The 22,738-nt window shown below is 70.8% G+C and carries 18 protein-coding genes and 3 pseudogenes; 12 read left to right on the top strand and 9 right to left on the bottom strand.

The window, feature by feature from the left end; translation table 11 throughout:
- Window positions 1-16: 16 nt before the first annotated feature.
- On the bottom strand, window positions 17-1,354 hold the full coding sequence (locus BCD49_RS43290; protein WP_007511948.1) for a cytochrome P450: 1,338 nt from the start codon (window positions 1,352-1,354) through the stop codon (window positions 17-19).
- Window positions 1,355-1,536: 182 nt separating this feature from the next.
- On the opposite strand from BCD49_RS43290, the gene BCD49_RS32185 reads away from it, so the two are divergent.
- The 9 genes from BCD49_RS32185 to BCD49_RS32150 all read left to right on the top strand — a co-directional run bounded on the left by BCD49_RS32185 (window position 1,537) and on the right by BCD49_RS32150 (window position 12,687).
- On the top strand, window positions 1,537-2,508 hold the full coding sequence (locus BCD49_RS32185; protein WP_007511949.1) for an NAD(P)H-dependent flavin oxidoreductase: 972 nt from the start codon (window positions 1,537-1,539) through the stop codon (window positions 2,506-2,508).
- A gap of 570 nt (window positions 2,509-3,078) precedes the next feature.
- Window positions 3,079-4,050 carry a carbon-nitrogen hydrolase family protein gene (locus BCD49_RS32180; protein ID WP_007511952.1) on the top strand — a complete coding sequence of 324 codons (972 nt, stop codon included), beginning with the start codon at window positions 3,079-3,081 and terminating at the stop codon, window positions 4,048-4,050.
- Window positions 4,051-4,811: 761 nt separating this feature from the next.
- Window positions 4,812-6,083 (top strand): aminotransferase class I/II-fold pyridoxal phosphate-dependent enzyme, encoded by a 1,272-nt coding sequence (locus tag BCD49_RS32175; protein ID WP_007511956.1) that lies wholly within the window; start codon window positions 4,812-4,814, stop codon window positions 6,081-6,083.
- Window positions 6,084-6,284: 201 nt separating this feature from the next.
- Window positions 6,285-6,704, top strand: a complete 420-nt coding sequence (locus BCD49_RS32170; RefSeq protein WP_007511959.1) for a nuclear transport factor 2 family protein — start codon at window positions 6,285-6,287, stop codon at window positions 6,702-6,704.
- Window positions 6,705-6,779: 75 nt separating this feature from the next.
- Complete coding sequence (locus BCD49_RS32165) at window positions 6,780-7,247, top strand: NUDIX domain-containing protein (RefSeq protein WP_071042258.1); 468 nt, start codon at window positions 6,780-6,782, stop codon at window positions 7,245-7,247.
- Between the two features lie 330 nt (window positions 7,248-7,577).
- Complete coding sequence (locus tag BCD49_RS45975) at window positions 7,578-7,700, top strand: hypothetical protein (RefSeq protein WP_269799829.1); 123 nt, start codon at window positions 7,578-7,580, stop codon at window positions 7,698-7,700.
- Window positions 7,691-10,996: a BTAD domain-containing putative transcriptional regulator gene (locus BCD49_RS32160; protein ID WP_007511966.1), complete on the top strand. Its 3,306-nt coding sequence runs from the start codon at window positions 7,691-7,693 to the stop codon at window positions 10,994-10,996. The genes BCD49_RS45975 and BCD49_RS32160 overlap by 10 nt, the downstream gene beginning before the upstream one ends.
- Window positions 10,997-11,041: 45 nt before the next feature.
- Window positions 11,042-11,686, top strand: coding sequence for a hemerythrin domain-containing protein (locus BCD49_RS32155; RefSeq protein ID WP_007511968.1), 645 nt, complete (start codon window positions 11,042-11,044; stop codon window positions 11,684-11,686).
- Entirely contained in the window at window positions 11,686-12,687 is a 1,002-nt protein-coding gene (locus BCD49_RS32150) for a hemerythrin (RefSeq protein WP_071042257.1), read from the top strand. Before BCD49_RS32155 ends, BCD49_RS32150 begins: the two co-directional genes overlap by 1 nt.
- A 32-nt stretch (window positions 12,688-12,719) precedes the next feature.
- Here the strand turns inward: BCD49_RS32150 and BCD49_RS32145 are convergent.
- A pseudogene (locus tag BCD49_RS32145) lies at window positions 12,720-13,226 on the bottom strand (aromatic ring-hydroxylating dioxygenase subunit alpha); the annotation flags it as partial.
- Window positions 13,227-13,544: 318 nt separating this feature from the next.
- Between BCD49_RS32145 and BCD49_RS32140 the strand changes: the two are divergent.
- Window positions 13,545-15,908: a 2OG-Fe(II) oxygenase gene (locus BCD49_RS32140; protein ID WP_007511971.1), complete on the top strand. Its 2,364-nt coding sequence runs from the start codon at window positions 13,545-13,547 to the stop codon at window positions 15,906-15,908.
- 50 nt (window positions 15,909-15,958) lie between these two features.
- Here BCD49_RS32140 and BCD49_RS43775 read toward each other — a convergent pair whose 3' ends face one another.
- Window positions 15,959-16,126: a hypothetical protein gene (locus BCD49_RS43775; protein WP_157845224.1), complete on the bottom strand. Its 168-nt coding sequence runs from the start codon at window positions 16,124-16,126 to the stop codon at window positions 15,959-15,961.
- A gap of 85 nt (window positions 16,127-16,211) precedes the next feature.
- Between BCD49_RS43775 and BCD49_RS32135 the strand changes: the two genes are divergently transcribed.
- Window positions 16,212-16,514, top strand: coding sequence for a nucleotidyltransferase family protein (locus tag BCD49_RS32135; protein ID WP_007511972.1), 303 nt, complete (start codon window positions 16,212-16,214; stop codon window positions 16,512-16,514).
- On the top strand, window positions 16,438-16,854 hold the full coding sequence (locus tag BCD49_RS32130; RefSeq protein WP_232794065.1) for a HepT-like ribonuclease domain-containing protein: 417 nt from the start codon (window positions 16,438-16,440) through the stop codon (window positions 16,852-16,854). Before BCD49_RS32135 ends, BCD49_RS32130 begins: the two co-directional genes overlap by 77 nt.
- A 545-nt stretch (window positions 16,855-17,399) precedes the next feature.
- On the opposite strand, the pseudogene BCD49_RS46580 reads toward BCD49_RS32130, so the two are convergent.
- The 6 genes and pseudogenes from BCD49_RS46580 to BCD49_RS32110 all read right to left on the bottom strand — a co-directional run.
- Window positions 17,400-17,641, bottom strand: a pseudogene (locus tag BCD49_RS46580) (flavodoxin); the annotation flags it as partial.
- 113 nt (window positions 17,642-17,754) lie between these two features.
- Window positions 17,755-18,762 (bottom strand): LacI family DNA-binding transcriptional regulator, encoded by a 1,008-nt coding sequence (locus BCD49_RS32125; protein WP_071042256.1) that lies wholly within the window; start codon window positions 18,760-18,762, stop codon window positions 17,755-17,757.
- A 31-nt stretch (window positions 18,763-18,793) separates the two neighbouring features.
- The gene (locus BCD49_RS32120) at window positions 18,794-20,146 is read right to left on the bottom strand and encodes an amidohydrolase family protein (protein WP_071042255.1); all 1,353 of its coding nucleotides are present in this window, start codon (window positions 20,144-20,146) and stop codon (window positions 18,794-18,796) included.
- Window positions 20,143-21,282, bottom strand: coding sequence for an NAD(P)/FAD-dependent oxidoreductase (locus BCD49_RS32115; RefSeq protein WP_007511977.1), 1,140 nt, complete (start codon window positions 21,280-21,282; stop codon window positions 20,143-20,145). Before BCD49_RS32115 ends, BCD49_RS32120 begins: the two co-directional genes overlap by 4 nt.
- 484 nt (window positions 21,283-21,766) lie before the next feature.
- Window positions 21,767-21,877: pseudogene (locus BCD49_RS45435) on the bottom strand (flavodoxin); the annotation flags it as partial.
- Window positions 21,878-22,043: 166 nt separating this feature from the next.
- Complete coding sequence (locus BCD49_RS32110; RefSeq protein WP_274535051.1) at window positions 22,044-22,550, bottom strand: (2Fe-2S)-binding protein; 507 nt, start codon at window positions 22,548-22,550, stop codon at window positions 22,044-22,046.
- Window positions 22,551-22,738: the final 188 nt, after the last annotated feature.

Raw genomic sequence — 22,738 nt, 5'->3', positions numbered from 1 at the left:
CGGGCGTTCCGGGTTGTCAGGACGGGGTGAAGGTCACCGGCAGGACGGTCAGGCCGCGTACCCAGATCGCCTGGTTCCAGAGGAGGTCGTCGGCGGGGACGGCGAGGGTGAGGTCGGGCAGCCGGTCGAGGAGCACCTCGATGGAGGTCTGGGCGATCACTTCGGCGAGCTCCTGTGCGGGGAACGGGCAGCGGTGCTCGCCGTGGCCGAAGGTCAGGTGGGCCTGGTTCCCACCAGAGCCGGCGGACGGGTCGGGGCGCACGTCCGGGTCGGCGTTCGCCGCGGCGGCGCCGATCACCAGCATGTCGCCGGCCTGGATGCGCTGACCGCCGAGCTGGCCGGTGTGTACCGCCCAGCGCCCGGTGAAGTTGGCGATCGGCGGGTCCTCCCAGAGGACCTCGGCCATCGCCTGCCCGACGCTGCGCCGCCCGCCGGCCAGCGTCGTCGCGAATCGGGCGTCCGCCAGCAGCAGCCGCAGGGTGTTCCCGATCCAGTAGGCGGTCGGCTGCTGGCCGGCGGCCAGCAGCACGAAGATGTCCTGGAGAGCCTCCTCGTCGGTGAACGCCGCCGGATGCGTGATCAGCCGCGAGATCGCATCGAAGCCTGGACTGTCACGCCGCAGCGTGATGAGGCGGGTCACCAGCGCCATGAGACGGCCATGCGCCGCCAGCGCGTCCGCGCCGTGGTCGAAGAGCGTCACGAGGTCCTGGACCATCTCGGAGGTGTCCTCGTCCGGGATGCCGAGCATTCCCGCGACCGCCCGGGCCGGCATCACGTGGGCGTATGAGTACATGAGTTCGGCCTGGCCGCGGTCGGCGAACGCGTCGACGAGTTCGTCGGCGATCCGCTCGCACCGGTGGCGCAGCTCGAAGGGGTCCACGGCGGCGAGCACCTCGTGGATGGCGTCCGAGTGCCGGGCGTGCTCGGTGCCGGTCACCCAGCTGACCGAGTCCGCCTTCCCGAGGGCTGGCCGCAGCGGCCAGTCCGGCGGGACGAGGTCCCAGGCGTTCCACCGAGCCGAGTCGCGGTCGTAGAGGTCGCCGCGGCTCGCGACGAAGTGCGCCTCCCGGTAGCCGAGGACCAGCCAGGCCGGGATGTCGCCTTCCAGCAGCACCGGCGCGACCGTGCCGTGCTCGGCCCGCAGCCGGCGGTACAAGCCAGCCACGTCATGGCTGATCGAATCCCCGTAGAGGCGAGCGGCGCCGGCATGCGCCGGGTAGCGCGCCGGGAGGTCGCCGGCCGGCCCGGCGGTCGATCCGCCGGCCGGTCCACGAGCCGATCCGCCGGTCGGGACGGGCTGCTCGCTGGCGTGCCGCGTGGCCTCGGCCATCAGGTCGGTCCTCGGGTCGGCCATCGTCGTCGTCTCCCCGTTGCGCTGTGATCATGTGCGTCTGGTGTTCCGGTGTGACCGGCGATCATGCCAGGGATGGGCTGGCCCGGGATCGCCAGGGCCGAGCTGGGCTGTTCGTCCGTCGTGGCCATGCCGGCGCTGTGCCTGGCCCGATGGAACGGGGGCCCGGCTGTCATTGTCGACGGATGCGCACGCCCTTCTGTGACCTGATCGGCATCGAAGTGCCGATCATGCTTGCCCCCTTCGGGCCATGGGCACAGGTGGGCCTCGCCGCCGCCGTGTGCAATGCCGGAGCGCTCGGCAGCGTCGGCACCGCCGTCCGTGAGCCGGCCGAGCTGCGCCGGCAGTGGGAGCAACTGCGCGAGCTGACCGATCGGCCCTTCGCGATCAACCACACCGGCCGCCCGTTCGACCCGGCCGTGTTCGACGAGATACTGGCGGCGAGACCGGCGGTGGTGTCCTTCCATCTTGGTGTTCCAGCCGCCCGGATCGCCGAGGCGCACAGCGTGGGCGCCCGCTGGATCCAGCAGGTCGGTGACCGGCGCGGCGCCGAGCTGGCGCTGGAGGCCGGTGCCGACGTGCTCGTCGCCCAGGGCTGGGAGGCCGGCGGTCACGCGGGCTGGGTCGGAACCATGGTGCTCGTCCCGCAGCTGGTGGACCTCGCGGGTGAGGTGCCCGTGCTGGCGGCCGGCGGGATCGCCGACGGCCGCGGTGTCGCGGCCGCGCTGGCCCTCGGCGCGCAGGGGGTGCTGCTCGGGACGCGGTTCCTCGCCAGCACAGAGATGGACATCGATCCGGCCTGGAAGGGGCGGATCCTCGCGGCCGACGCCACCGAGGCGGTCAAGGTGACCCACAGCGAACAGGTGTTGCCGCCGTTCACGCTCGACCTCCCGCCGGGCCCGCCACCAGCGCCCCGTGCGTTGCGGACGCCGCTGGTCGACCAGCTGGCGGCCGATCCGGGCGCCGTCGACGCCGACGAGTTCCGCGCGACGTTCCTGGCTGACGTACGCGCCAACCGCGGACACGAAAGCCTGCCGTTCACCGGCCAGTCCGCCGCCCTGGTGCGCGACATCGCCCCAGCCGCCGAAATCATCTCGCGTCTCCTCACCCAGGCGGAGACGGCACTGGCAGACGCGCGCCGCGCCGTTTCCGGATGAGGCGGACGTAGCGGGCCCGCTCTGCCGTCGACATCACGTCGTGAGGCAGGGTTGGGGGTGRCATTGCGAGCAGGTCCGCGGGCGGGCGCTGCCGCCCTACCGGCCAGTTCCTCGGTGATCGCTGTTTGTGCCCTGCCGTGGTTGCCGGCGGGACACAATCGCGACCACCGGAGTGCCGAAACGGCGATCAAGCCGCGGGCCCGACCGCTGGGGGCGGCAGTGGTGAACTTGCGGGTCACGGTCGTCTGCGCGAAGTCACAAATGTAGTGCTTTGACCAGGGCTGAGGATGAGGTTTCCCCGGAGTTCGGCAGGCGAGCACTCCAGCCTCACTGGCCAGATGGACCGCCGGCGGCAGACATGAGTCCGCCGGCCTCCTGACCCAACACGCGGAACCCGGCACCGATCGCGGCGAAGGCGTCATCTAGGCGCGGCGCGCCGAGACAGCTGGTGCCGGCACGCCGTTGCCCGCCGGACTCCGCACCCCGCCGGCCTCCAGGAGTGTTGGCCAAGGACAGCCCTATCGGTACGGAATACTAAGGCTATGGCTGGTCAACTGATGTCAGGAAGCCGTGCCTAGGCTGACGGTGGCGACGTGCCAGTTTCCGGTGGACGCCGACGTCGCGCGCAACGGCCGATATGTCATGCGCCAGATGCGGTCTGCGCGAGAGCAAGGGGCGGGTGTCGCCCACTTTCCAGAGGCATGCCTGTCGGGGTACGCGGGATCGGACTTTCCGAGCCACGAAGGATTCGACTGGGAGTTGCTCGAACGTGTCACCCGGCAGGTCCTAGCGCTGGCTCGCGAGCTTCGATTGTGGGTCGTGCTCGGCTCGGCACACCGTCTAGCAGATGATCATAAGCCCCACAACAGCCTGTACGCCATCGATGCGACCGGCAGCATCGTCGACCGGTACGACAAGCGCTTCTGCTCCGGCGATCCGGCGGAAAGTACCGGCGACCTGGCGCACTACACGCCCGGCGACCATCCGACCATGTTCACGATCAGCGGCGTTCGGTGCGGTGCGCTCATCTGCCACGACTACCGGTACCCAGAGCTGTACCGTGCCTACAAGCGCGACGGTGTCCAGCTGATCTTCCATTCCTACCATGCCGCCCACATGAAGCCTGAGAAGGTGGCGGCCATCCGCGCTGCCGTCGGTGAGGACCTGCAGCGCCTTAATCCCGGCAGCACCTATGCCGGCATCACCATGCCAGCGATGATGACCGCGGAGGCGGCGGCCAACCACGTCTGGATCAGCTGCCCGAACTCCTCTGCCCGGGAGAGCTGTTGGGGCGCCTTCTTCGTCCGTGCCGACGGCGTCACCACCGGACGACTACCGCGCAACCGGGCCGGCGTGCTGATCTCCACCGTCGACACCGGGGCCGCGCTCTACGACTCCACCGCGGCCTGGCGCACCCGCGCGATGGCGGGTGTGCTCCACAGCGGAACCCTCGTACACGACGCCCGTTCCACGCAGCGCACGTGGCTATGGTCGGCTGACCAGACCGTCGCGGGCGAGGACGACACTTCACGTGAGAAGTGACCTCGTCTCAGCGCGCGGGGGAAAAGGCGCATCAATCGGGGCCCTGCGCTGGGGTGACGTTTGGTGTGGTTGTGCGGACGGCGCGCTGAGCTTCTCATCGCAGGGCGGCGCCACTTCTCGACGGAGAACACGGCGTTGACGGTGGTGAGCCGTTCGGCTGTACTGGCCGCCAGTGGCTGTCGGTGATCTGGTGGGATTTTCGGAGCTGGGACTCCGAAAATCCCACCAGATCATGAACGGGCCGATGATCTGGCGGAATCCTGGGCGCGCTTCCTTGCGCTGCTTGTGGGTTTTCACGCCCGACGATCGGAAGGAGAGGTCGATCGGCGTTCTGACGAGAACGTGCAGGTCGGAGTCGTCGGGGCAGAGCAACAAGCGTATGCGCGGCTCTCGACCGTCTCCATCGGGGTCTCCGACGACTCTTTTGGCGTCCACACACCCACGCTGATCGGCGATCTGGCCTACGAGTCGCTCGGGCACACCACCGTCGCGTTCACCCCGCGTTGCAGGTAAACGACCCGACCCGACCCGGCAGCGACCGACGATGGCCGCCTTCTTGTGATCAGTTGATATGCGGGTGGCTGGATGATGGTTTATATCCACCCGGGGTGGAGCCGGTTCCGGGCCCGGAAGGGCGGCGCGTGCCGTATTGGGTGGCTGAAAATCCTCGTTGGACCCTCTCCGGTAACGTCGGTGGCCGATGTCAGGCGATCGCTCGGGAGCGGCGCGATGGCGGGCCCGAACGAGGGGGAGAAAGCCGCGTGTCGGTGTCCGAACGGTCCGAGGTGCTGGCGCGCGTCGAGGAGACGTTCAAGCGGGGGATACCGCTTGGCCTGATGCGCGCGGTCGCCACCGACGAGGTCAGCGACGGGCGCACGGTCACGGTCGACGGCCGCCCCCTGGTCAATGTCGGGTCCTGCAGCTATCTGGGGCTTGAGACCCATCCGGTCCTCACCGAGGCCGTCGCGAGCGGCGCGCGGCGTTTCGGGACGCAGTTCGCCTCGTCGCGCGGATACCTGTCGGCGCCGCTGTACCCGGCTGCCGAGGCGGCGCTCGAGGACCTGTTCGGCCGGCCGACCGCGCTGTTCACGAGCACGACGCTCGGCCATCTGGCCACGATTCCGACGCTGGTCGGCCCGGACGACGTCCTGCTGTTGGACGCGCAGGTACACGAGACGGTCCGGCTCGCCGCGGTGCACGCCAGGGTGAACGGGACCACCGTCGAGACGGTGCCGCACAACAGCGTGCGGGTGGTCGACCGCCGGGTCAGGGAGCTCGGCCCCGGCACCAGCCGGATCTGGTACGCCGCCGACGGCCTCTACAGCATGTACGGCGACCTGGCCCCGGCCGAGGCGCTCAGCGAACTCGTCGAGCGGCACGACAGGCTCTGGCTCTACGTCGACGACGCGCACTCCATCTCCTGGACGGGGCGGCACGGGCGCGGTCACGCGCTGGAGCGGCTTAGCCCGGCGGCGCTGGAGCGCACGGTCGTCACCGGGTCGCTGAACAAGTCGTTCGCGGCCACCGGCGGCGCGATCACCTTCCCCGACGCCGCCAGCCGTGACCTCGTCGCCGGGCTGAGCGCCCCGAGCATGTTCTGCGGCCCCGTGCAGCCGCCGATGCTCGCCGCCGTGATCGCCTCGGCCGAACTGCACCGGTCCGCCGAGGTGGCCGAGCGTCAGTCGCTGCTGCTGGCGCGGATCAGGCTGTTCAACGAGCTCGCGCTCGCCAGGGACCTGCCGCTGCTCACCACGGACGAGACACCGCTGCGCTACGTCGGCACCGGGCCAGACGTGGTCTGGTCGCTCGCGGTGCGGCTGCGCGACGCCGGGTTCTTCGTCAACGTCGCGGTGTATCCGGCGGTGCCCAGCGCGCGGGAGGGGCTGCGGCTGACGCTCACCCTGCACCAGACCGAGGCCGACGTCGAGAACCTGGTCGACGCGATCGCCGACCAGCTCCCCCTCGCCCTCGCCGACCAGGGCCGCACCCCGGCCGACCTGCACCGCCTGCGCCGCCGCGTACGCGGTACCTGACCCTGACCCTGACACTGGCCGTAGGCGGACGGCGACCTGACCATGACCCGGCCTCACCTGATCGGGAGTGTTCGAGAGCGGCGGCCTGAACGGACGTGGTCGACGACGAGCACGGTCAGACCGGCGTCGTGGCCGTCGCCGTGGTGGGATGACGTTCCGCGCAGAGCGGGCAGAGCGGGCGGGACGGGAGAGGCGGTACGCGTGGACGTCGAGACGTTAGGCGCGATCGAAGAGATCAAGCAGTTGAAGGCGCGGTACTTCAGACTGCTGGACACCAAGAAGTGGGACGAGTGGGCGGACGTGTTCACCGAGGACGTGACCGTCTGGGTCGAGGACGTACCGGACACCACGTTCGCCGGCCGGGACAGCTTCGTCGAGACGATCAGCACGACCCTCGCCAGCGCCGTCACCACGCACCACGGGCACATGCCGGAGATCGAGGTCACCGGGTCGGACACGGCCCAGGGTGTGTGGGCGATGTTCGACTACGTCCAGTGGGCCGAGCCGGCCACCACCCTCCAGGGTTACGGGCACTACCACGAGCAGTACCGCAGGGACGCCGACGGGCGCTGGCGGATCAGCTCTCTGCGCCTGCACCGCCTGCGGACCGACTTCTCCTGACGGGCTGCCCGACGGATCTGCCCCGACACGGACCTGCCTCGGCCGCTCGGCCCGCCGTTGGCGGAAGATAGGCGTGTGGGACGGATCGACTACTACCACGACCCGAACGCGCCGCGGGCGAACGCGCTGGTCGTCGGCGGCTGCGCCGTCGTCCCCGGCGCCGATGGCCGGATCCTCCTGCAACGACGGGCCGACAACGGGGAATGGGCACTCCCGGGCGGCGGCATGGACATCGGGGAGACGTTCGCCGACTGCGTGATCCGGGAGGTCCGAGAGGAGACCGGGTTCGACGTCGTCATCGAGCGGATCGTCGGCATCTACTCGGACCCGGGGCACGTCTTCGCCTACCCCGACGGCGAGATCCGCCAGCAGTTCTCGATCTGCTGCGCCTGCGCGATCGTCGGCGGTGAGCTGGCCGTGAGCAGCGAGTCGACCGCGGTCGCTTTCTTCACGCTCGACGAGCTCGCCGACCTGYACATGCACGAGACTCACCGGATCCGCATCCGCGACTGGCTCGCGAACACCGCCCCGGTGCTGCGGTGACGACGACGGCCTAGCCGACGAGTTCCTGGGCCGCGGCGAGCTCGGGTAGCGATAGTCCGCCTCCACCGTCCACGCCGTGCGGCGCACCGGGTACGGATCGACGGCGAGCGCCTCCCTGTTGCCGAACGTGTCGGTGTGCAGGACGGAGAAATGCGCGATGTCGCAGAAGAGACATCAACAAGGGTGCTGGGCCCGTCAGGGGCTCGCCGTCGCCGTGGCTCTCAGCAGGTGGTCCGTGATGACTGGACCAGCGGGCCGGTGGCCAGGACGGTTCGGCGCTCACCGCGGGTTTCGTAGAGTTGGGATCAGCGCTGTGTGGTGGGGAGGGCCGTGAGTGCTGTGACTCGCTGGTTCGACACGGCGGGGCCGTGCGTGCCGAGCAAGTACTACGACCAGGCGTGCAGCCGTCTGAAAGCGCTCGTCGACGCATCCAACGAGTACCTGTGCGGCTGAACGTCCTCGGGCCCATCGAACTCGTCGTGGCCGGGCAGGCTGTACCGGTCGGACCGCCGAAGCGGCGAGCCCTCCTGGCCCTCCTCGCGATGCACGCCGACCGCGTGCTCCCCGCGGACCTCCTGGCCGACCGGCTGTGGTCCGGCAACCCACCGACCAGCGCCCAGGGGAGCTTGCAGGTCCATATCTCCAACCTGCGGCGCCGACTGGAGCCCGACCGGCGGCCCGGCACGACCCCGACCGTCCTGGTCAGCGCCGCCGACGGGTACGGCCTGATGACCGGCGGGCTCGGCCTGGACACAAGGGACTTCGAGACGCTCAGGTCGGCCGGGTCCGGCCATCTGGCCGAGGGTCGGCACAAGGAGGCGGTGGACGCCCTTGCCGAGGCGCTCGACCTGTGGCGAGGCGACCCGTACGCGGACGTGCGGTCCGAGGGGTGGGCGCAGCCGGAGATCGGGCGTCTGGAACAGGTGCGGCTCGACGCGGTGGAGGGGCTGGCCACGGCCCTGCTGGAGCTCGGCCGCCACACGGACGTGCTCGCGCGGCTGGACTCGTTCGTCCGCGAACACCCCCTTCGGGAGCGGGCCTGGGAATTGCTGGTGCTGGCCCACTACAGGGCGGGTCGGCAGGCTGCGGCCCTCGACTGCCTGCGAAGCGCGCGGGAGGTGCTCGCCGCGGAGCTGGGCATCGACCCCGGGCCGCGGCTGCGTGAACTCGAAGGCGCGGTGCTGCGCCAGGACGCCACGCTGCTCCCGCCGCAGCGGCCCGCCACGGCGTCACCCCCGCGGCGGCCTCCGGTGCCGACGCCGAACCAGACGACGGCGCGCGGGGCTCCTGAGCCCGCGGCGGACCAGCCGGTCTTCGTCGGCCGCGAGAGCGCGCTGGCGTTCCTGCACGAGGCGGCGAAGGCGTCGTCCGCCGTCGGGCAGGTCGTGCTGGTGGACGGCGAGCCGGGCGTCGGCAAGACGAGCCTGCTGAGGCGGTTCCGCGCGACCGCCGACGTGCCAGTCGGCTGGGGGTCGAGTCCCGACCACGAGACCGCGCCCGCCCTGTGGCCCTGGGAACGGGTCCTGCGCGACCTCGCCGCCACGGCCCCGGAGGCCACCCTGCCCGACGAAGTGGGCAGGTTCCTGACGGGCGGGCTGGAGGCGATCCCGGCATCCGACGCGCAGGGGGCGCGGCTGCGGTTCTTCGAGGCGGTCGGCGCGTTCCTGGCTGCCGCCGGCCCGGTGATAGTCGTGCTGGAGGACATCCACGCGGCGGACGACGCGACGCTGCGGCTACTGGTCCACGTGGTGTCCACCAGCCGGCCGGGCCTGCTGGTGGTGGCGACCTTCAGGCGGCACGAGGCGTCGGCGCTCACCGGCACGCTGTCGGCGCTGTCGCGGCTCGGCGCGCGCAGGCTCGGGCTCGACGGGCTCGCCACCGAGGAGGTCCGGGTGCTCGTCCGGGAGTTGTCCGGCCGCGACCCGGGCAGCGGCAAGGCCGAGGAGCTGCGCTGGCGCACCGCCGGGAACCCGTTCTTCCTCACGGAGCTGGCCCGGGCGGGCGAGGAGCTGCCGCAGGGCGTGCTGGACGTGGTGCTGCACCGAGTGGCGAGCCTGGGGGAGGAGGCGGCCCGCCTGCTGGAGCTCGCCGCGGTGATGGGCGACGAGTTCGAGGCGGGCGTCCTGGCCCAGGTCGCCGGCGGCACGGTCGGCGACCTGCTGCGGCCGCTCGACCTGGCCCTCGACGCGGGGCTGGTCCGGGAATCGTCGTACCGGCTGGGCGGGTACGAGTTCGCGCACGCCCTGGTGACCGACGCGTTGCTGTCGCGCCGGTCGCGGCTGTGGCGGGCGCGCGTGCACGAGCAGGTCGCGGGCGTCCTTGCCCGCGTCCACGGGGACCGGGACGACCTCGCGGCGGTGATCGCGCGCCACTGGCTGGCGGCGGCGGAGTTGGGCGCCCAGCCCGCTCGGATGGCGATGGGCTCCTGCGCCCGCGCCGCGCGGGCGGCCCTGCGGCGGCACGCGCCCGACGACGCGGCCGTGTCGTGGCAGGAGGCGCTGGCGGCGGCCGAGCTGGCCGGGGCCGGCCCGGCCGAGCGGTTCGAGCTCGCCGTCGGGCTGGCCGAGAGCCGCTACGCCGCCGGGCGGTTCGACGAGGGCTACGAGGCCGTCGAGCAGGCGCTCGCCCTGGCCGGCACGGACCCGGACCTGGCCGTCCACGCCGCCGACATCGCGATGGGGCACGGCGTCTGGGTGCCCTTCCGGTACGGCCTTGACGTGGCCGCCGTGCGGGACTCGATGGACCGGGCCGTGCGAGAGCTGCCGCCGTCCAGGCCGGCCTGGGCGACGGCACAGGCCGTCCGGGCCGTCGTGCTCGCCCAGACCGGTCGCGAGGACGAGGTCGACCCGGTCTCGTCGCGGGCAGTGGCGGCGGCCGAGCGCCTGGGTGACCCCGCCGTGGCGCGGCGCGTGCTCCACCTGCGGCTGCTCGCCCTGCAGGGACAGGACTTCATCGAGCAGCGCGCCGAGACCGCGCGGCGCCTGCTGGCCGAGCCGGACCTGTCGTCCCAGCTCAGGGTGATCGCACAGCTCTACCTGTTCGATCATCTCGTGGAGTGCGGCAGGGTGCCGGCGGCCCGCGTGCTGCTGGCGGAGATCGACGCGCTGCTGCGCGACCTGCACAATCCCACGCTGGCCATGCAGGCGGCCGTGGCGCACGTGGGGCTCGACCTGCTCCAGGGCGTGCCGGACCCGGCCCGCCACTTCGAGCCCGTCAGGGCGACGCTGTCGTTCGCCGATCTCGCCTACTTCGAGGCGAGCCTGCTCGCCGTACGGGCCGAGACGCTCATCCAGCAGGACCGCCTCGGCGAGGAGGCGGCGTGGATCGAGGAGATGTCCCGGCGTACGGGACTGGCAGGGTTCGCCTACGCCCTGGCGTACGCGCTCGCGGACCTGGGCGAGCGCGAGCGCGCGCGGCGGCTCCTGGTGGAGACCCCCCTGCCGCCGCGTGACTACCACTGGGCGATGGCCGCCATGTGCCGGCTGCACGCTGCGATCCGGCTCGGCGAGCTGGACGTCGTGCGGGAGGTCTACGACGCGTTCCGTCCCTTCGCCGGGCTGCTGCACGTGAACGGCACGTGCAGCACCGTCGACGGGGCGTACGACGGCCACCTGGGGGAGGCGTTGCTGGCGCTCGGGGACCACGAGCGCGCGCGGGCCCACCTGGAGGAGGCGGTACGCCTGCTGGAGCAGGCGGGCGCCGGCTACTGGCTGGCAAGGGCCCGACAAGCGCTCGGCAAGTGCACGTAAAGGCAGGTCGCGCACTCTGTTTCCGACACGTGAGGGAACAGACTGATGATCATGCCAGAACACCTGACCGGATTCCTGATGATGCACGCCGGTTTCCGCGCCGAGCTCGGCCGCCTGGCCGCGGCGTGCGCGAACCCGCGTGACGACGCGCACGAGGAACTGCTGGAGGAGCAGCTCGCGCTCGTGCTGGACATGCTGCACGCCCACCACTCGCACGAGAACGCCAGCCTGTGGCCCACGCTCGTCGGCCGCGCACCGGAGGCGGCGGATGTGCTGGCCGAGCTGGAGTCCGAGCATTCCGTGCTCGACCCGCTCATGGTGGCCGCCTCCGATCGCGGGGTGCCCCTGGCCGAGCGCGCGCCCACCCTGTGGCGGCTGCACGAGCTCGTCAACGAGCACCTCGACCACGAGGAGCTGACGGCCGTTCCGGTCATGCTCCGCTACCTCACCCTCGACGACGTCGAGGCCGACAAGCGCCAGGCGATGGACGACTTCGGCCGCCGCCGAGCCCCCGTCATCTTCGGCTGGCTCGCCTCCAGCGCGGACGCCGACCTGCTCTCGAGGTCGTACGCCGACCTGCCCGTCGTGGCCCGGCTCATGTTCCGCCTGTTCTGGTGGCCGGCCTACCGGCGGCGCTTCACCCGCCTGTACGGCGCCACCATTCCCGCGAACGCTCTCCTGGAGTCGTGATGACCGCATCCGCTTCGACCACCTGGCCGCACGACGTGGCCGACATCTTCGACCGCGCCATGGTCTGCGAATACGCCTCGCTCACCCGTGACGGCCGGCCCGTCACCTGGCCCGTCACGCCATACGTCGGCGCGGCCGGCAGTTTCGACGTGAGCACCGGGCTCACCTACCCCGACAAGGCCGAGCGCGCCCGGCGCGACCCGCGCGTCGCGCTGCTCTGCTCCAGCGCCGACGGCACCGCGCTCGACGGTGTCCATCCCCGGGTGCCCGTCGTCCTCGTGCAGGGCCGGGCGACCGTACGCGACGCGGATCTGCAGGCCAACACCGACCGGTACGTCCGCGCGTCGCTGGCCAAGACCGGCGCCGGGTTCGCCGGGATGCCGTGGTTCCTGGTGAAGCGGCTGGGATGGTATTTCGCTCGCATCTGGGTGGAGGTCACCCCCGAGAGGATCCTCTGGTGGCCCGAGGGCGACCTGTCCAGGACGCCCGAGGTCTGGACGGCCCCCGGGGACGTCGTGGTCCCAGCCTCCGACCCCGCTCCCACGGGCCCCCGGCTGCCGAGCCGATCGGCCCCGCCGGCGGACTGGCGGCCGTTCGCCGATCGCACCGCCCGCCTGGGCGAGCCCGTCGTGACCATGGTCGCCGACGGCATGCCGCTGGCGGCGCGCACCCGCTCGGCCGTACGCACCGAGGCCGGCTTCGACGTGCGGCTGCCGGTGGGCGTCCAGGCTGCCGAGGGGCCGGTGTGCCTGACCTTCCATCGGCACGGTCCGGCCATGGAGTGGCAGGAGAACGTGGTGCTCGTCGGGACGGCGACCGCAGAGAGCGACCGGCTGAGCGTGCGGGTCGAGCGGGTCCTGAATGACTGGAGCCTGTCCGGGAAACGCCGTGAGCGGAACCGTTCCTTCCTCGGCCAGGGCAAACTGCTCAGGAAGCGCCTGGAGGTCGAGGCCGCCCGCCGCGACCAGCCCRTCCCCCGCGTGCGCCGCCCCCACGCCTGACTCCGTCCGCGAATCCCGCGGGAGGCAGCTGGTCAGCCGGCGAAGCCGAGGTCGCGCAGGGCTTTGCGGTAGGCGAGGCCGAGGGCGTCGAAGGCGCGGTGCACCTCGTCGGTGGCGGCGAACACCCTGGTGGGCCGTTGGGATTCGACGATGGTCTTGTCGGGTGCCCAGATCCTGTCCTCGACGGCCTGCAGGCCAGCGCCGTCCACCGGGCCGTTCCCGTAGACCGCCGGGTCGAAGGCGGCCATCCAGTACAGCCGTAGCGTCGTCGCCGAGGTGGGCGCGCACACGGAGAACAGCACGCTGCGCGGCCCGCTCGCGCCGCCGAGCCAGACGGCGAACGGCAGTTCGATCCGGTACTGGAAGAGCGTCTCGCCGACGGGGCGGCGCCCGTCGGGGCCCGGCTCGGCGACGGGGTTCACGCTCGGGTAGCGGTAGTCCGCCTCGACCGTCCAGGCTGTGCGGCGCACCGGGTACGGGTCGACGGCGAGCGCCTCACCGTTGCCGAACGTGTCCGTGTGCAGGACGGAGAAATGCCCGACGTCGCAGAAGAAACATCAACAAGGGTGCATGACCCGTCAGAGGCTGCCCACCACCGCGGCTCCCAGCTCCCTGCAGGCTGCACGGGAGGCCTGGTCCACTGACCGCGCGTGACGAGGACGGGGACAGGACCTGCTTCCACTTCAAGCCCGTTGCGGTGGTCTCGACGCCCCGGACCGCGCCGCCCCGTCAGCGTAGGGGCGCGCCAACCGCGCGCCTCGCGCGAGGTCGTGCATCCGATTCTCGTCGAACGAGTTCGGATCTCTAGAGTTCGGGCGCAGGTTCCGCGTTCCCAGGTGTGCAGGAGGATGCTGACGGTGACGGTGACGGCGACACCAGCGCGTGACCGGTTGGCCAGGACATTGCGCGGTGACGCAGAGCCCGCGTTCGGCGTGGCGCTGACGGCGAGGACGGATGACCTGAGTCTTGAGGTCGAGGGCGTCGGGCCCGTCGCGTTCCCGGTGCGGCCCGTGCAGGCCCGCGAGCTGCTCGGCCTCGGTCACCCTGCCCGTTTCGGCCGCGGCGAGGAGACGCTGACCGACCGCGGCGTCCGGGACACCTGGGAGATCCCGAAGGACCTTGTTCGCGTGAGGTGGGACGACGACGCGCTGAACGCCATCCTGACAACGGCGAAAGACGATCTGGGCCTACCGATCGCCGCCGAGCTGACGGCCGACCTTCATTCCCTCCTCGTGTATGAGCCGGGCCAGTTCTTCCGCGCCCATCAGGACAGCGAGAAGGACGACTCGATGATCGGCACCATGGTGGTGACGCTGCCGTCCAGTTACACCGGCGGCGAGCTGGTGGTGCGCCACCTCGAGGAGGAGAAGACCTACCGGGGCTCGAAGACGGCGCTGTCACTGGTCGCCTTCTACGCCGACTGCCGGCACGAGATCCTCGAGGTGCGGTCAGGGTACCGGATCGCGCTCACCTACAACCTCCTGCTTGGCGGTGATACCTCCTTGCCTGAAGGCGACGAGGGAGCAGTCGCCGAGCTGACCGCTATCCTCCGCGAGCACTTCGGCACGCCTGTGCCCAGCCGCTACGGCCCGCGCGCGGCCACCTCGCCGAGCCGGCTCGCCTACCTCCTCGACCACGAGTACACCCCCCGTGCGCTGGGCTGGAGCGGGCTGAAGGGGGCCGACGCCGCACGCGGGTCCCTGCTGCGGGCCGCGGCCGACCGGGCGGGGTGCGAGGCCGTCCTCGCGCTCGCCGACATCAAGACGACGCACAGCGCCTACGAGGCAGACGACGACTACGAGTACCGAGGCCGGTACTGGGATGACGATGACGATGACGAGGACTCGGGCAGCTCGGGCGACTACGAGATCCAGGAGCTGATCGACTCCGAGGTAACCCTCACGCACTGGACCGGCCCGGACGGCACCCGACTGGAGAAGACCTCGCTGTTCGTTGGAAGCGACGAGGTATGCGCATCCACCGGGACCGACGACCTCGAGCCCTACTCCTCGGAGTACGAGGGGTACATGGGCAACTGGGGCAACACGCTGGACCGCTGGTACCACCGGGCCGCGGTCGTCGTCTGGCCCCGGGAGCAGGCCTTCGCGAACCGCGCCGAAACCTCACCAGGCTGGGCTCTCGACGAACTCGCCGCGATGGCGGCCTCCGGTGATCTTTCAGGCGCCCAGGCCGCCGCGGCGACGCTCCAGCCGTTCTGGGACAGCTCGCTGCGCGCCCGGACGCCGGATGACAAGGAGAGGATCTCTGGACTCTTCGGTAAGGCGCTGCGGGCGGCAAGCGTCGTCGAGGACCCGGCGACAGCGACGATGCTGCTGGACCCGTTCCGCGTGGAAAGCCTGACCACTGGTGACATCGACGCATTCGGAAGGCTCGTCAGCGGTTACGGCCAGCAGTGGACCGCCGGGTTGCTGCGGACCTGGTTTGGTGCGGCGCAGCCGGCGTGGGCATACGCCGGCGGACCGGAACGGCGGCAGTGGGTGGCGGACGAGCTCCCTGCCCTGTGTGCGGGGCTGCACGCCGCGCACGGGGCCGGCGCTGCGGCGGCGCGGCAGCTCCTCGACCTGGTATGGAAGTGGGCCGCCAAGGATATCGACACAACGTTCGCCTCGTCGTCGCCCAGCTACCGCGACACGGCACTCGCCGCCCTGGCCAGACCGCTCGCCTCCGTACTGACAGCCGCCGCCGCGATGACGGACGCGGGCACCCGGGACGCGGTGATCGGCCATCTCCGGCAGAGAGACGACGCTGTCACCGGGCTGGAGATGCCGGCGCTGCGCGCCGCGGCGGAGCTGCCCGACGACGGCACACACGCCGAGGTCGGCTTCGACGACTTGGCCGCGGACTGCGCGGCACGGCTGCGTGCCCGGCTGGCTCAACCGCCGCGCGCGTCCGGTGACTGGTCGATCGAACTGCCCGCGGGCGGCTGCTCCTGCGACCTGTGCGGCACCCTCCGCGCATTCCTGGCAGACCCGGACCAGCGCACGTTCGACTGGCCGCTCGCGGAGAAGCGCAGGCAGCACCTCCACTCCCGCATCGACGCCGCCGAACTACCCGTCAGCCACGTCACGAGGAGGCAGGGCCGCCCCTACACACTCGTTCTCCGCAAGACCGACGCGCTGTTCACCGACGAGGTCGAGGCACGGGCCAGGGACCAGGAGAACCTGGAGTCGCTCGCGGCAGCATGGAATCTCGGCACTTGATTCTCTGACGGTCTGACCAGCGTGGGCCGGTAGCAGCGCAGGCACCCGCGTCAGTCAGCTTCTCGCGGCACGCTGGCGAACCGCTCGACGTAGCGATGCACCGCCCGGGCACCAGCTACGCCCCGCCCGCCGCTCGCCCAGGTGCTCGACAGCGAGCGCTGTCCGCTGGCGAGCCGGGTCGGCACCGCCGCTGGCGAGGCTCGCGGCAGCGCGCGCACGTATTGCTTCGGCCACCGAGTGGTCCGATCCCGCTCAAGCGCACAGGCCGCGGGGTCGGGCACAATCTTCCCAGAGGAGGTGGGCATGCATCCGTTGATCGAGGCCAGGCGAGCGGAGATCCAAGGGCTCTGCCGTCGGCTTGGCATCCGCCGCCTCGACCTCTTCGGCTCCGCGACCGGCGAAGCCTTCGACCTGGGCAGCAGCGACGTCGATGTCCTCGTCGAGTTCGACGCAGACCGCGCCGGATTCGACTACTACGGCACCTACTTCGCCCTCAAGGAGGGACTCGAGCGCTTGCTGGGCCGCGCCGTTGACGTCGTCAGCGTCACGAGCATCCGCAACCCCTACTTCCGCGACCAGGTCATGCGCACCAGGCAGCCCCTGTAGGCAGCCTGACTCGCGCAAGTATCTCTGGGATGCCGCGAACGCGGCCGAACTCGCCAGAAGCTTCGCCCACGGCCAGACCTTCGCCGACTATCGGGCGAACGCGATGCTCCGCGCCGCCGTCGAGCGCGAGTTCGAGATCATCGGCGAGGCGCTCAACCAGCTCTCCAAGGTCGCCCCGGACCTCGCCGCCGCGATCCCCGAACTCCCTCGAATAGTCGCCTTCCGGAACATCCTCATCCGTGGCTACGCCACCGTCGACGACGCCCTCGTCTGGCAGGTACTCCAGGAAAAACTCCCCGAGCTCGAACAAGTGGTCCGCAGAATGCTGGCCGAAGACTGACCCGCCTGCGCCGAGGCCGACCACCGCGACGTCGCGGTTGAGCAGCCGGTGCCGGCCGGCGAGCACCAGCCCGAAGCCCCTGCGCCGAGCCGTCCATCGAGCTCGATGTTCGGCAGCGAGGCAGCCACCGACGCCGGTCGACGATCACCCGGCACGCCGATCGGGACACCCAGCCACCTGGGCACCCCCGGCATTTCCATGGTGGTGGTGCCCGCATCGTAGCTATTCCCGCCGCGGGCCGTCCTCGCCCCGTCACGGAAACGGATCTCCATGCGGATGGGGCCCCTCGACGCAGTCTCGGTTCGGTCGCGTAGGCGCTTCCACTTCAGCCCGGTGGCGATGGCCTCGACCCCGCGGATCTCCCCGATCATGTCGCTGTTGCCATGGACGTAGAGGGCGTATGGACGGCCGACTTTCGCTTCCAAGATCGGATAGTGGGCGCAGTCGCAGAAATGTGCCGAACCCTGGTCGCGAATACGTCACTTCTCGTAATCACCCGCCTGGCCAGGCGGAACGCGCGACCCACGAGGCGAGGCGTCGGTCAGCTACGGCATCAGGCTTGCGGCCACCGCGGCCCCAGCTCCCAGCACGCCTCTCGATCTTTCGCGTCCGGCGTGCCGAGCACCGTCACCGGCTCATGTAACCGCTTCCACTTCAGACCGGTGGCAATCGTCTCCACGTTTCGAACCGCGCCCGTGGTGTCGGAGCCACCGTGGACGTACAGGGCATACGGCCGACCGATAGTTGCTTCCAGGCAGGGGTAAAACGCTTGATCGCGGAACCTGCGGAAAGTCGCGTACCCCGCGCGGTTACGTTGCATATCCGATGAGGGTCGGCGCCACGGTGAGGCCGCCGACCGGTTGCCCACGGCGCGGCCTTGGCCAGGGCTTCCCGTGCGGGTCACACTTTGGCTCGTTCGCCGCAGGAGCTGCGGGCGACCAGTGCGGGTTCGAAGGCGATGCTGACCGGCTCGGCGGGGGGGTCCACGACGAGTTCGGCTGCCCGTCGGCCCATCTGGTATGAGGGCTGAGTGATCACGGTGATGCCGAGCGCGGGGGCCCAGGAGAAGTCGTCCATCGTCAGGAAGGCGATGTCGTCGGGGATGGCGATTCCTCGCGCGGTCAGGGCCGCATGGACGGCGACGGTCAGGCGGCCGGCCGTGCAGGCGAGCGCGTCCAGCGGCCTGCGTCGATCGTCCGCGCGCGTGAGGAGAGTGCCGACGGCCCGGTCGACCTCCTCCTCCGTGGTCGCGGCGGTCACCGCGTCCTCGGGCAGGGACTGACCTCGTTCGGCGCAGGCCTGCCGCAGCCCCGCGACGCGGTCGATCTGGGATGGGCGTTCCCCGGAGGTGACGACGCCGATGGACGACCGCCCGCACTCGATCAGATGCGTGGCCATCAGGCGACCGGCCCCGAYGTGATCCAGACTGACCGAGTGCAGACCGGACGGCGGATCCTGCGCGGTGCGCGCCACGATCACACAGGGCGTGCCGTTCTCGGCCATATGTCGGGTACGGCTGTCAGTCCTCTCGTCGGTCGTCGTGATGAGCCCGCGCACCCGGTGCTCGTCCATCATCCGAATGAGGTCGATCTCATGATCGACGTTCCGGAAGGTGTTGGCGACCAGGACGAGGCTGTCGTTGGCCGCGGCCACGTCGTCGATGCCGCGCAGGAGGCCGAGATAGAAGGGGCTGCTCAGGTCACGGATGACAACGCCGAGCGCGCTGGAGCGGCCGGCGAAGATGCCCCTGGTCAGCGCGTTGGGGGTGTATTCGAGACGGGTGACCGCATCCCACACTCTGGTAGCCGTCGTCTCCGTGACGGCTCCGCCGTTGAGGACACGGGAGACCGTGGCAGTGGACACGCCGGCACGCGCGGCGACGTCGCCGATGGTGACTCGCCTCGCCATGGATCCTCCGCACGTTTTGGGGGCCCGCTGGTCAGCGCGTGACGCGCCGGCCGGTTCGGACAACGACCTCGCCGCCGATCATGACCGTATCCACCGAGTGCAGCCGCGCGGGATCCGTCACCACCAGGTCGGCGATCGCCCCCGGCACGACGCGGCCACGCCGAGGAGCCAGACCCGGGATGGCGTCGGCGACGTTGGCGGTCGCCATCGCTATCGCGGCCGGGAGCCTCACGGAGCCCGCGCGGACGGACTGGTCGATCGCCAGCAGGATCGGGTCGTGGTGTCCGCCCGCGTAGTCGGTGGAGATCGTGTCGACCAGTCCCGCGGAGAGCAGCGCGTAGAGCAGCTCCGGGCCTGTCGTGAGGCGGCGGGCGCCGAACGTGTCGAACGTGGAGACATCCACGATCGCGCCCGCCTCCTTGAGTCGTTCGGCGTGGCCCAGAGCCTCCCGCAGCTCAAAGCTCGAATGGTTGGAATGCCCGGCGATCAGCGTCACGTCCGTCCTCGCGATGGAGGCGACCTGGGTCATCGAGGCGGCCGCGTTGTGTACCAGGACCGGGACACCCAGCGCGCGGGCCTGCTCGGCCGCCTCGGCGAGCCCGCGCAGAGCGACGTCGAACGCGGGCAGCACGATGGCCGAGACGAGCTCGCGCACCTCCTCGACCGACAGCCTGCCGGTCAGGCCCGCGGCCGCGAGTGCCTGCTCTACGGCGTCCCGGTCGAACGCTGACGCCGCGATGTGCYGACCCAGCACCGCGATCTTCAGCCCGTTCGCCTGCCGCGCAGTGATCGTCACTCCGGTGCGTCTCTCGACCTCCGCTGGGATGTACAGGTAGCTCGCCCCACCCCCGCCGAGGGTGTGCCCTGCCCCGATCTCGCCGAGCGCGACCGCACCGGCGCCGACGGCCCGACGTGCGGTGAACATCCGGTTCGCCTCGGTGAGACCGCCGCCGTCCGCGACCGCCGCCGCCCTCAGACAGGCCGGGGTGTTGCAGGAGGCCAGCCCGATGTTGACCGGATGCACTTCGTCGGTGCTGGCGAGGTCCGCCGCGGTGACGAAGCCGTCCACGCAGAGCACCGTCGTCGTCCCCTCCAGCAGGTGTCGGTCGAGATTGGCCAGCACCTGCTCGCGTGGCAGGGCCACATGCCCGCTGGGGAACAGCGGTCCGTACGCGGTGCCGTGGGTGTGGTTGTTGATGAGACCGGGAATCACCAGCATTCCGGCACCGTCGACGATCTCGTCGGCGGTGCCGTACGCCTCGGTGGGACGCGAGGGAATGATCTCGCGGACGGCGTCTCCCTCGACGATGATGTCGACACAACGTCGCGTGTCTCCGCCCCGGCCATCGACCAGATCGCCGCCGTGCAGGACGACTGTGCTCACCGTTGCTCCCCCTGTCGGCTCGCCGGGCGGAACCGCTCGAACCGGAACGCGGCCAGGGCGTCGTCCCGGTCCTCCCCGAGCACCTCGGCGGCGACCAGGTCACCCGCGTGGATGCTCAGGGTCGCGCCGCTGTGCGAGACGGCGAAGTGGAAGTTGGGTAGTTCGACCGCGCGTCCCAGCACCGGGAGGCCGTCCCCGGGAATGGGCCGTTCACCGACACGGATGCTTTCCACCGTCGCGGCCCGGGTCCCCGGATAGAGCGCGCGGCCCGCCTCCAGGATGTTCTCGACCGCCGACGGGTCGACACTGATCTCTCCGGTGCCCGACACACGCACGGCGCCGTCGATCTCGTGGGTGTGCAGCAGCAGTCGCCCGGCCCCGTCCGGACGAAGATGGACGCGCGGCGCGTGAACAACACGGGACACCGAAACCGCGACCGGGGACGTGTAGACGAGCACACCACGGGTGTTGCGCATCGGCAGGGCCAGGCCGGCCAGCCGGGCGATCGCGCCGGCTCGCGGCCCCGCGCAGTTCACGACCGCGTCCGTGGAGAGCTGCCGTCCCGAGGCAAGTCGGACCGCACGCACCGCACCGGCCGGGGCGACCAGGCCGATGACCGCATCGCCCGTCACCAGCTCGGCCCCTCGGGATACTGCGCTGGAGAGCAGGTAGCCGATCAGGCGGGCCGGCTCGATCCACCCCTCGCGCGGAAAGTAGGCGATCCCGTCCGCGGGAAGTTCCCCGGGGGCGATGTCCGGTTCGAGATGCAGTACCTCGGCCCGGCTCAGCCAGCGCGCCTCGTATCCGTAGTCGAGGACACCGCCGACCTTCCTCCGCAGGTGCGCGCGCTCGTCGTCGTCGGCGGCCCACTGCAGGTTGCCGCCCTCGTGGTACCAGTCGCTGCCGGGCACCCGCGCAGCCAGCCGCCGGTGGGCTTCCATCCCCGCGACGCCGAGATCATGGTAGGAGCGTGGATGCTTGGTGGAGGAGTTGGTCCACGAGAACGTCGAACCGGAGGCACCACCCGCCGGCGCACCGGCATCCACGAGAACGACGCTGGCGCCTCGCCGCGTCAGCGAGGCCGTCACCGCCGCGCCGTAGACGCCGGCACCGATGACGACCACTTTCGGGATCATGCTGATCTTTCCTTCCTTGGCCGTTCGGGTGATCGGAGAAGAGGGACAACCGGCGGGGACTCGGCCCGGCAACGCCTGGTCCGCGCACCCAGCGATAGCGGGAAACCCATGGCCGACGGCCGAAACGCGCGGCTTGCCCGGATCGGTCACAGCGATGCGACCTGCGACGCAGCCATGCCTGCCGGGTATGTAACTAGTTTCATTGACCAAAGGAACTGTAGGCATGCACGTTCAGGTGGGTCAACGGGTAGGGGGCAACAAAGCCCCTGGCCCGGTTGAGATCACAGCCCGGGACCACAGCAGGGCGTTCCACTCGGCCTCGGTGGACAGTCGGTACCCGTCCCCGGTGGCGACGTCCCACTCAACCCGACCTTCGCCCGCACCGGCCCGATACGCGGGGGGCAGTCCCGCCTGGCGCGACAGCGCGTTGCAGAACCGGACCGCGTCCCACCAGGAGACGCTTTCCCTGGCAGCCGACCGCCCCGTACAGCGCGTACGGCCGCCCGACCGTCGCTTCCAAGATCGGGTAATACACGGTGTCGAAGAAGTGCTTGAGCGTGCCGCTCGGGTAGCGGATGTTGGCCCGGGTGCCGACCGGGACGGGTGTCGCCAGCCCGCGGTCCTCGATCTCGGGGGAGCGCGGACGTGGCCGAGCCTCGTCGACCAGACCCGCCTACACCGTGCCGGCGACCTCAGTGACTGGACCCGTCGCGCTGAGATCGCGTTCGGGAGGATCTGCCCGGGCCGCCGCGGGACGATGGTCAGCCGGCGAAGCCGAGGTCGCGCAGGGCCTGGCGGTAGGCGACACCAAGACCATCGAAGGCGCGGTGGACCTCGGTCGCGGCGAACACCCGGGCCGGGCGCTGCGACTCGACGATCGCCTTGTCGGGTGCCCAGATCAGATCCTCGACGGCCTGCAGGCCAGCGCCGTCCACCGGGCCGTTCCCGTAGACCGCCGGGTCGAAGGCGGCCATCCAGTACAGCCGTAGCGTCGTCGCCGAGGTGGGCGCGCACACGGAGAACAGCACGCTGCGCGGCCCGCTCGCGCCGCCGAGCCAGACGGCGAACGGCAGCTCGATCCGGTACCGGAAATGAGTCTCGCCCACTGGCCGGCGGCCGTCCGGGCCTGGTTCGGCCACCGGGTTGACGCTGGGGTAGCGATAGTCGGCCTCGACCGTCCACTCGGTGCGGCGGACCGCGTACGGATCGATCGCCAGCACCTCGCCGTTGCCGAACGTGTCCGTATGCAGGACCGAAAAGTGCCCGATGTCGCAGAAGAAACATCAACAAGGGTGCTGGGTCCGTCGGAGGCTCGCCGCCGCCGTGACCCCCCAGCACGCAGTCCGCGATGACTGGACCAGCGGGCCGGTGGCCCGGACGGTTCGGCGCTTACCGCGGGATCCGTAGAGTTGGGATCAGCGCTGCGTAGTAGGCAGGATCGTGAGTGCTGTGACTC

Origin of the sequence: Pseudofrankia sp. EUN1h, assembly GCF_001854645.1 — a bacterium.
Taxonomy (GTDB): domain Bacteria; phylum Actinomycetota; class Actinomycetes; order Frankiales; family Frankiaceae; genus Pseudofrankia; species Pseudofrankia saprophytica.
This window is presented reverse-complemented; position numbering and strand designations above follow the sequence as displayed.

What these genes read in the sequence shown, in the direction of transcription:
- BCD49_RS43290 (WP_007511948.1), bottom strand. Translation starts at nt 1,354, where the DNA reads ATGGCCGACCCGAGGACCGACCTGATGGCCGAGGCCACGCGGCACGCC.
- BCD49_RS32185 (WP_007511949.1), top strand. Translation starts at nt 1,537, where the DNA reads ATGCGCACGCCCTTCTGTGACCTGATCGGCATCGAAGTGCCGATCATG.
- BCD49_RS32155 (WP_007511968.1), top strand. Translation starts at nt 11,042, where the DNA reads ATGATCATGCCAGAACACCTGACCGGATTCCTGATGATGCACGCCGGT.
- BCD49_RS32135 (WP_007511972.1), top strand. Translation starts at nt 16,212, where the DNA reads ATGCATCCGTTGATCGAGGCCAGGCGAGCGGAGATCCAAGGGCTCTGC.
- BCD49_RS32115 (WP_007511977.1), bottom strand. Translation starts at nt 21,282, where the DNA reads ATGATCCCGAAAGTGGTCGTCATCGGTGCCGGCGTCTACGGCGCGGCG.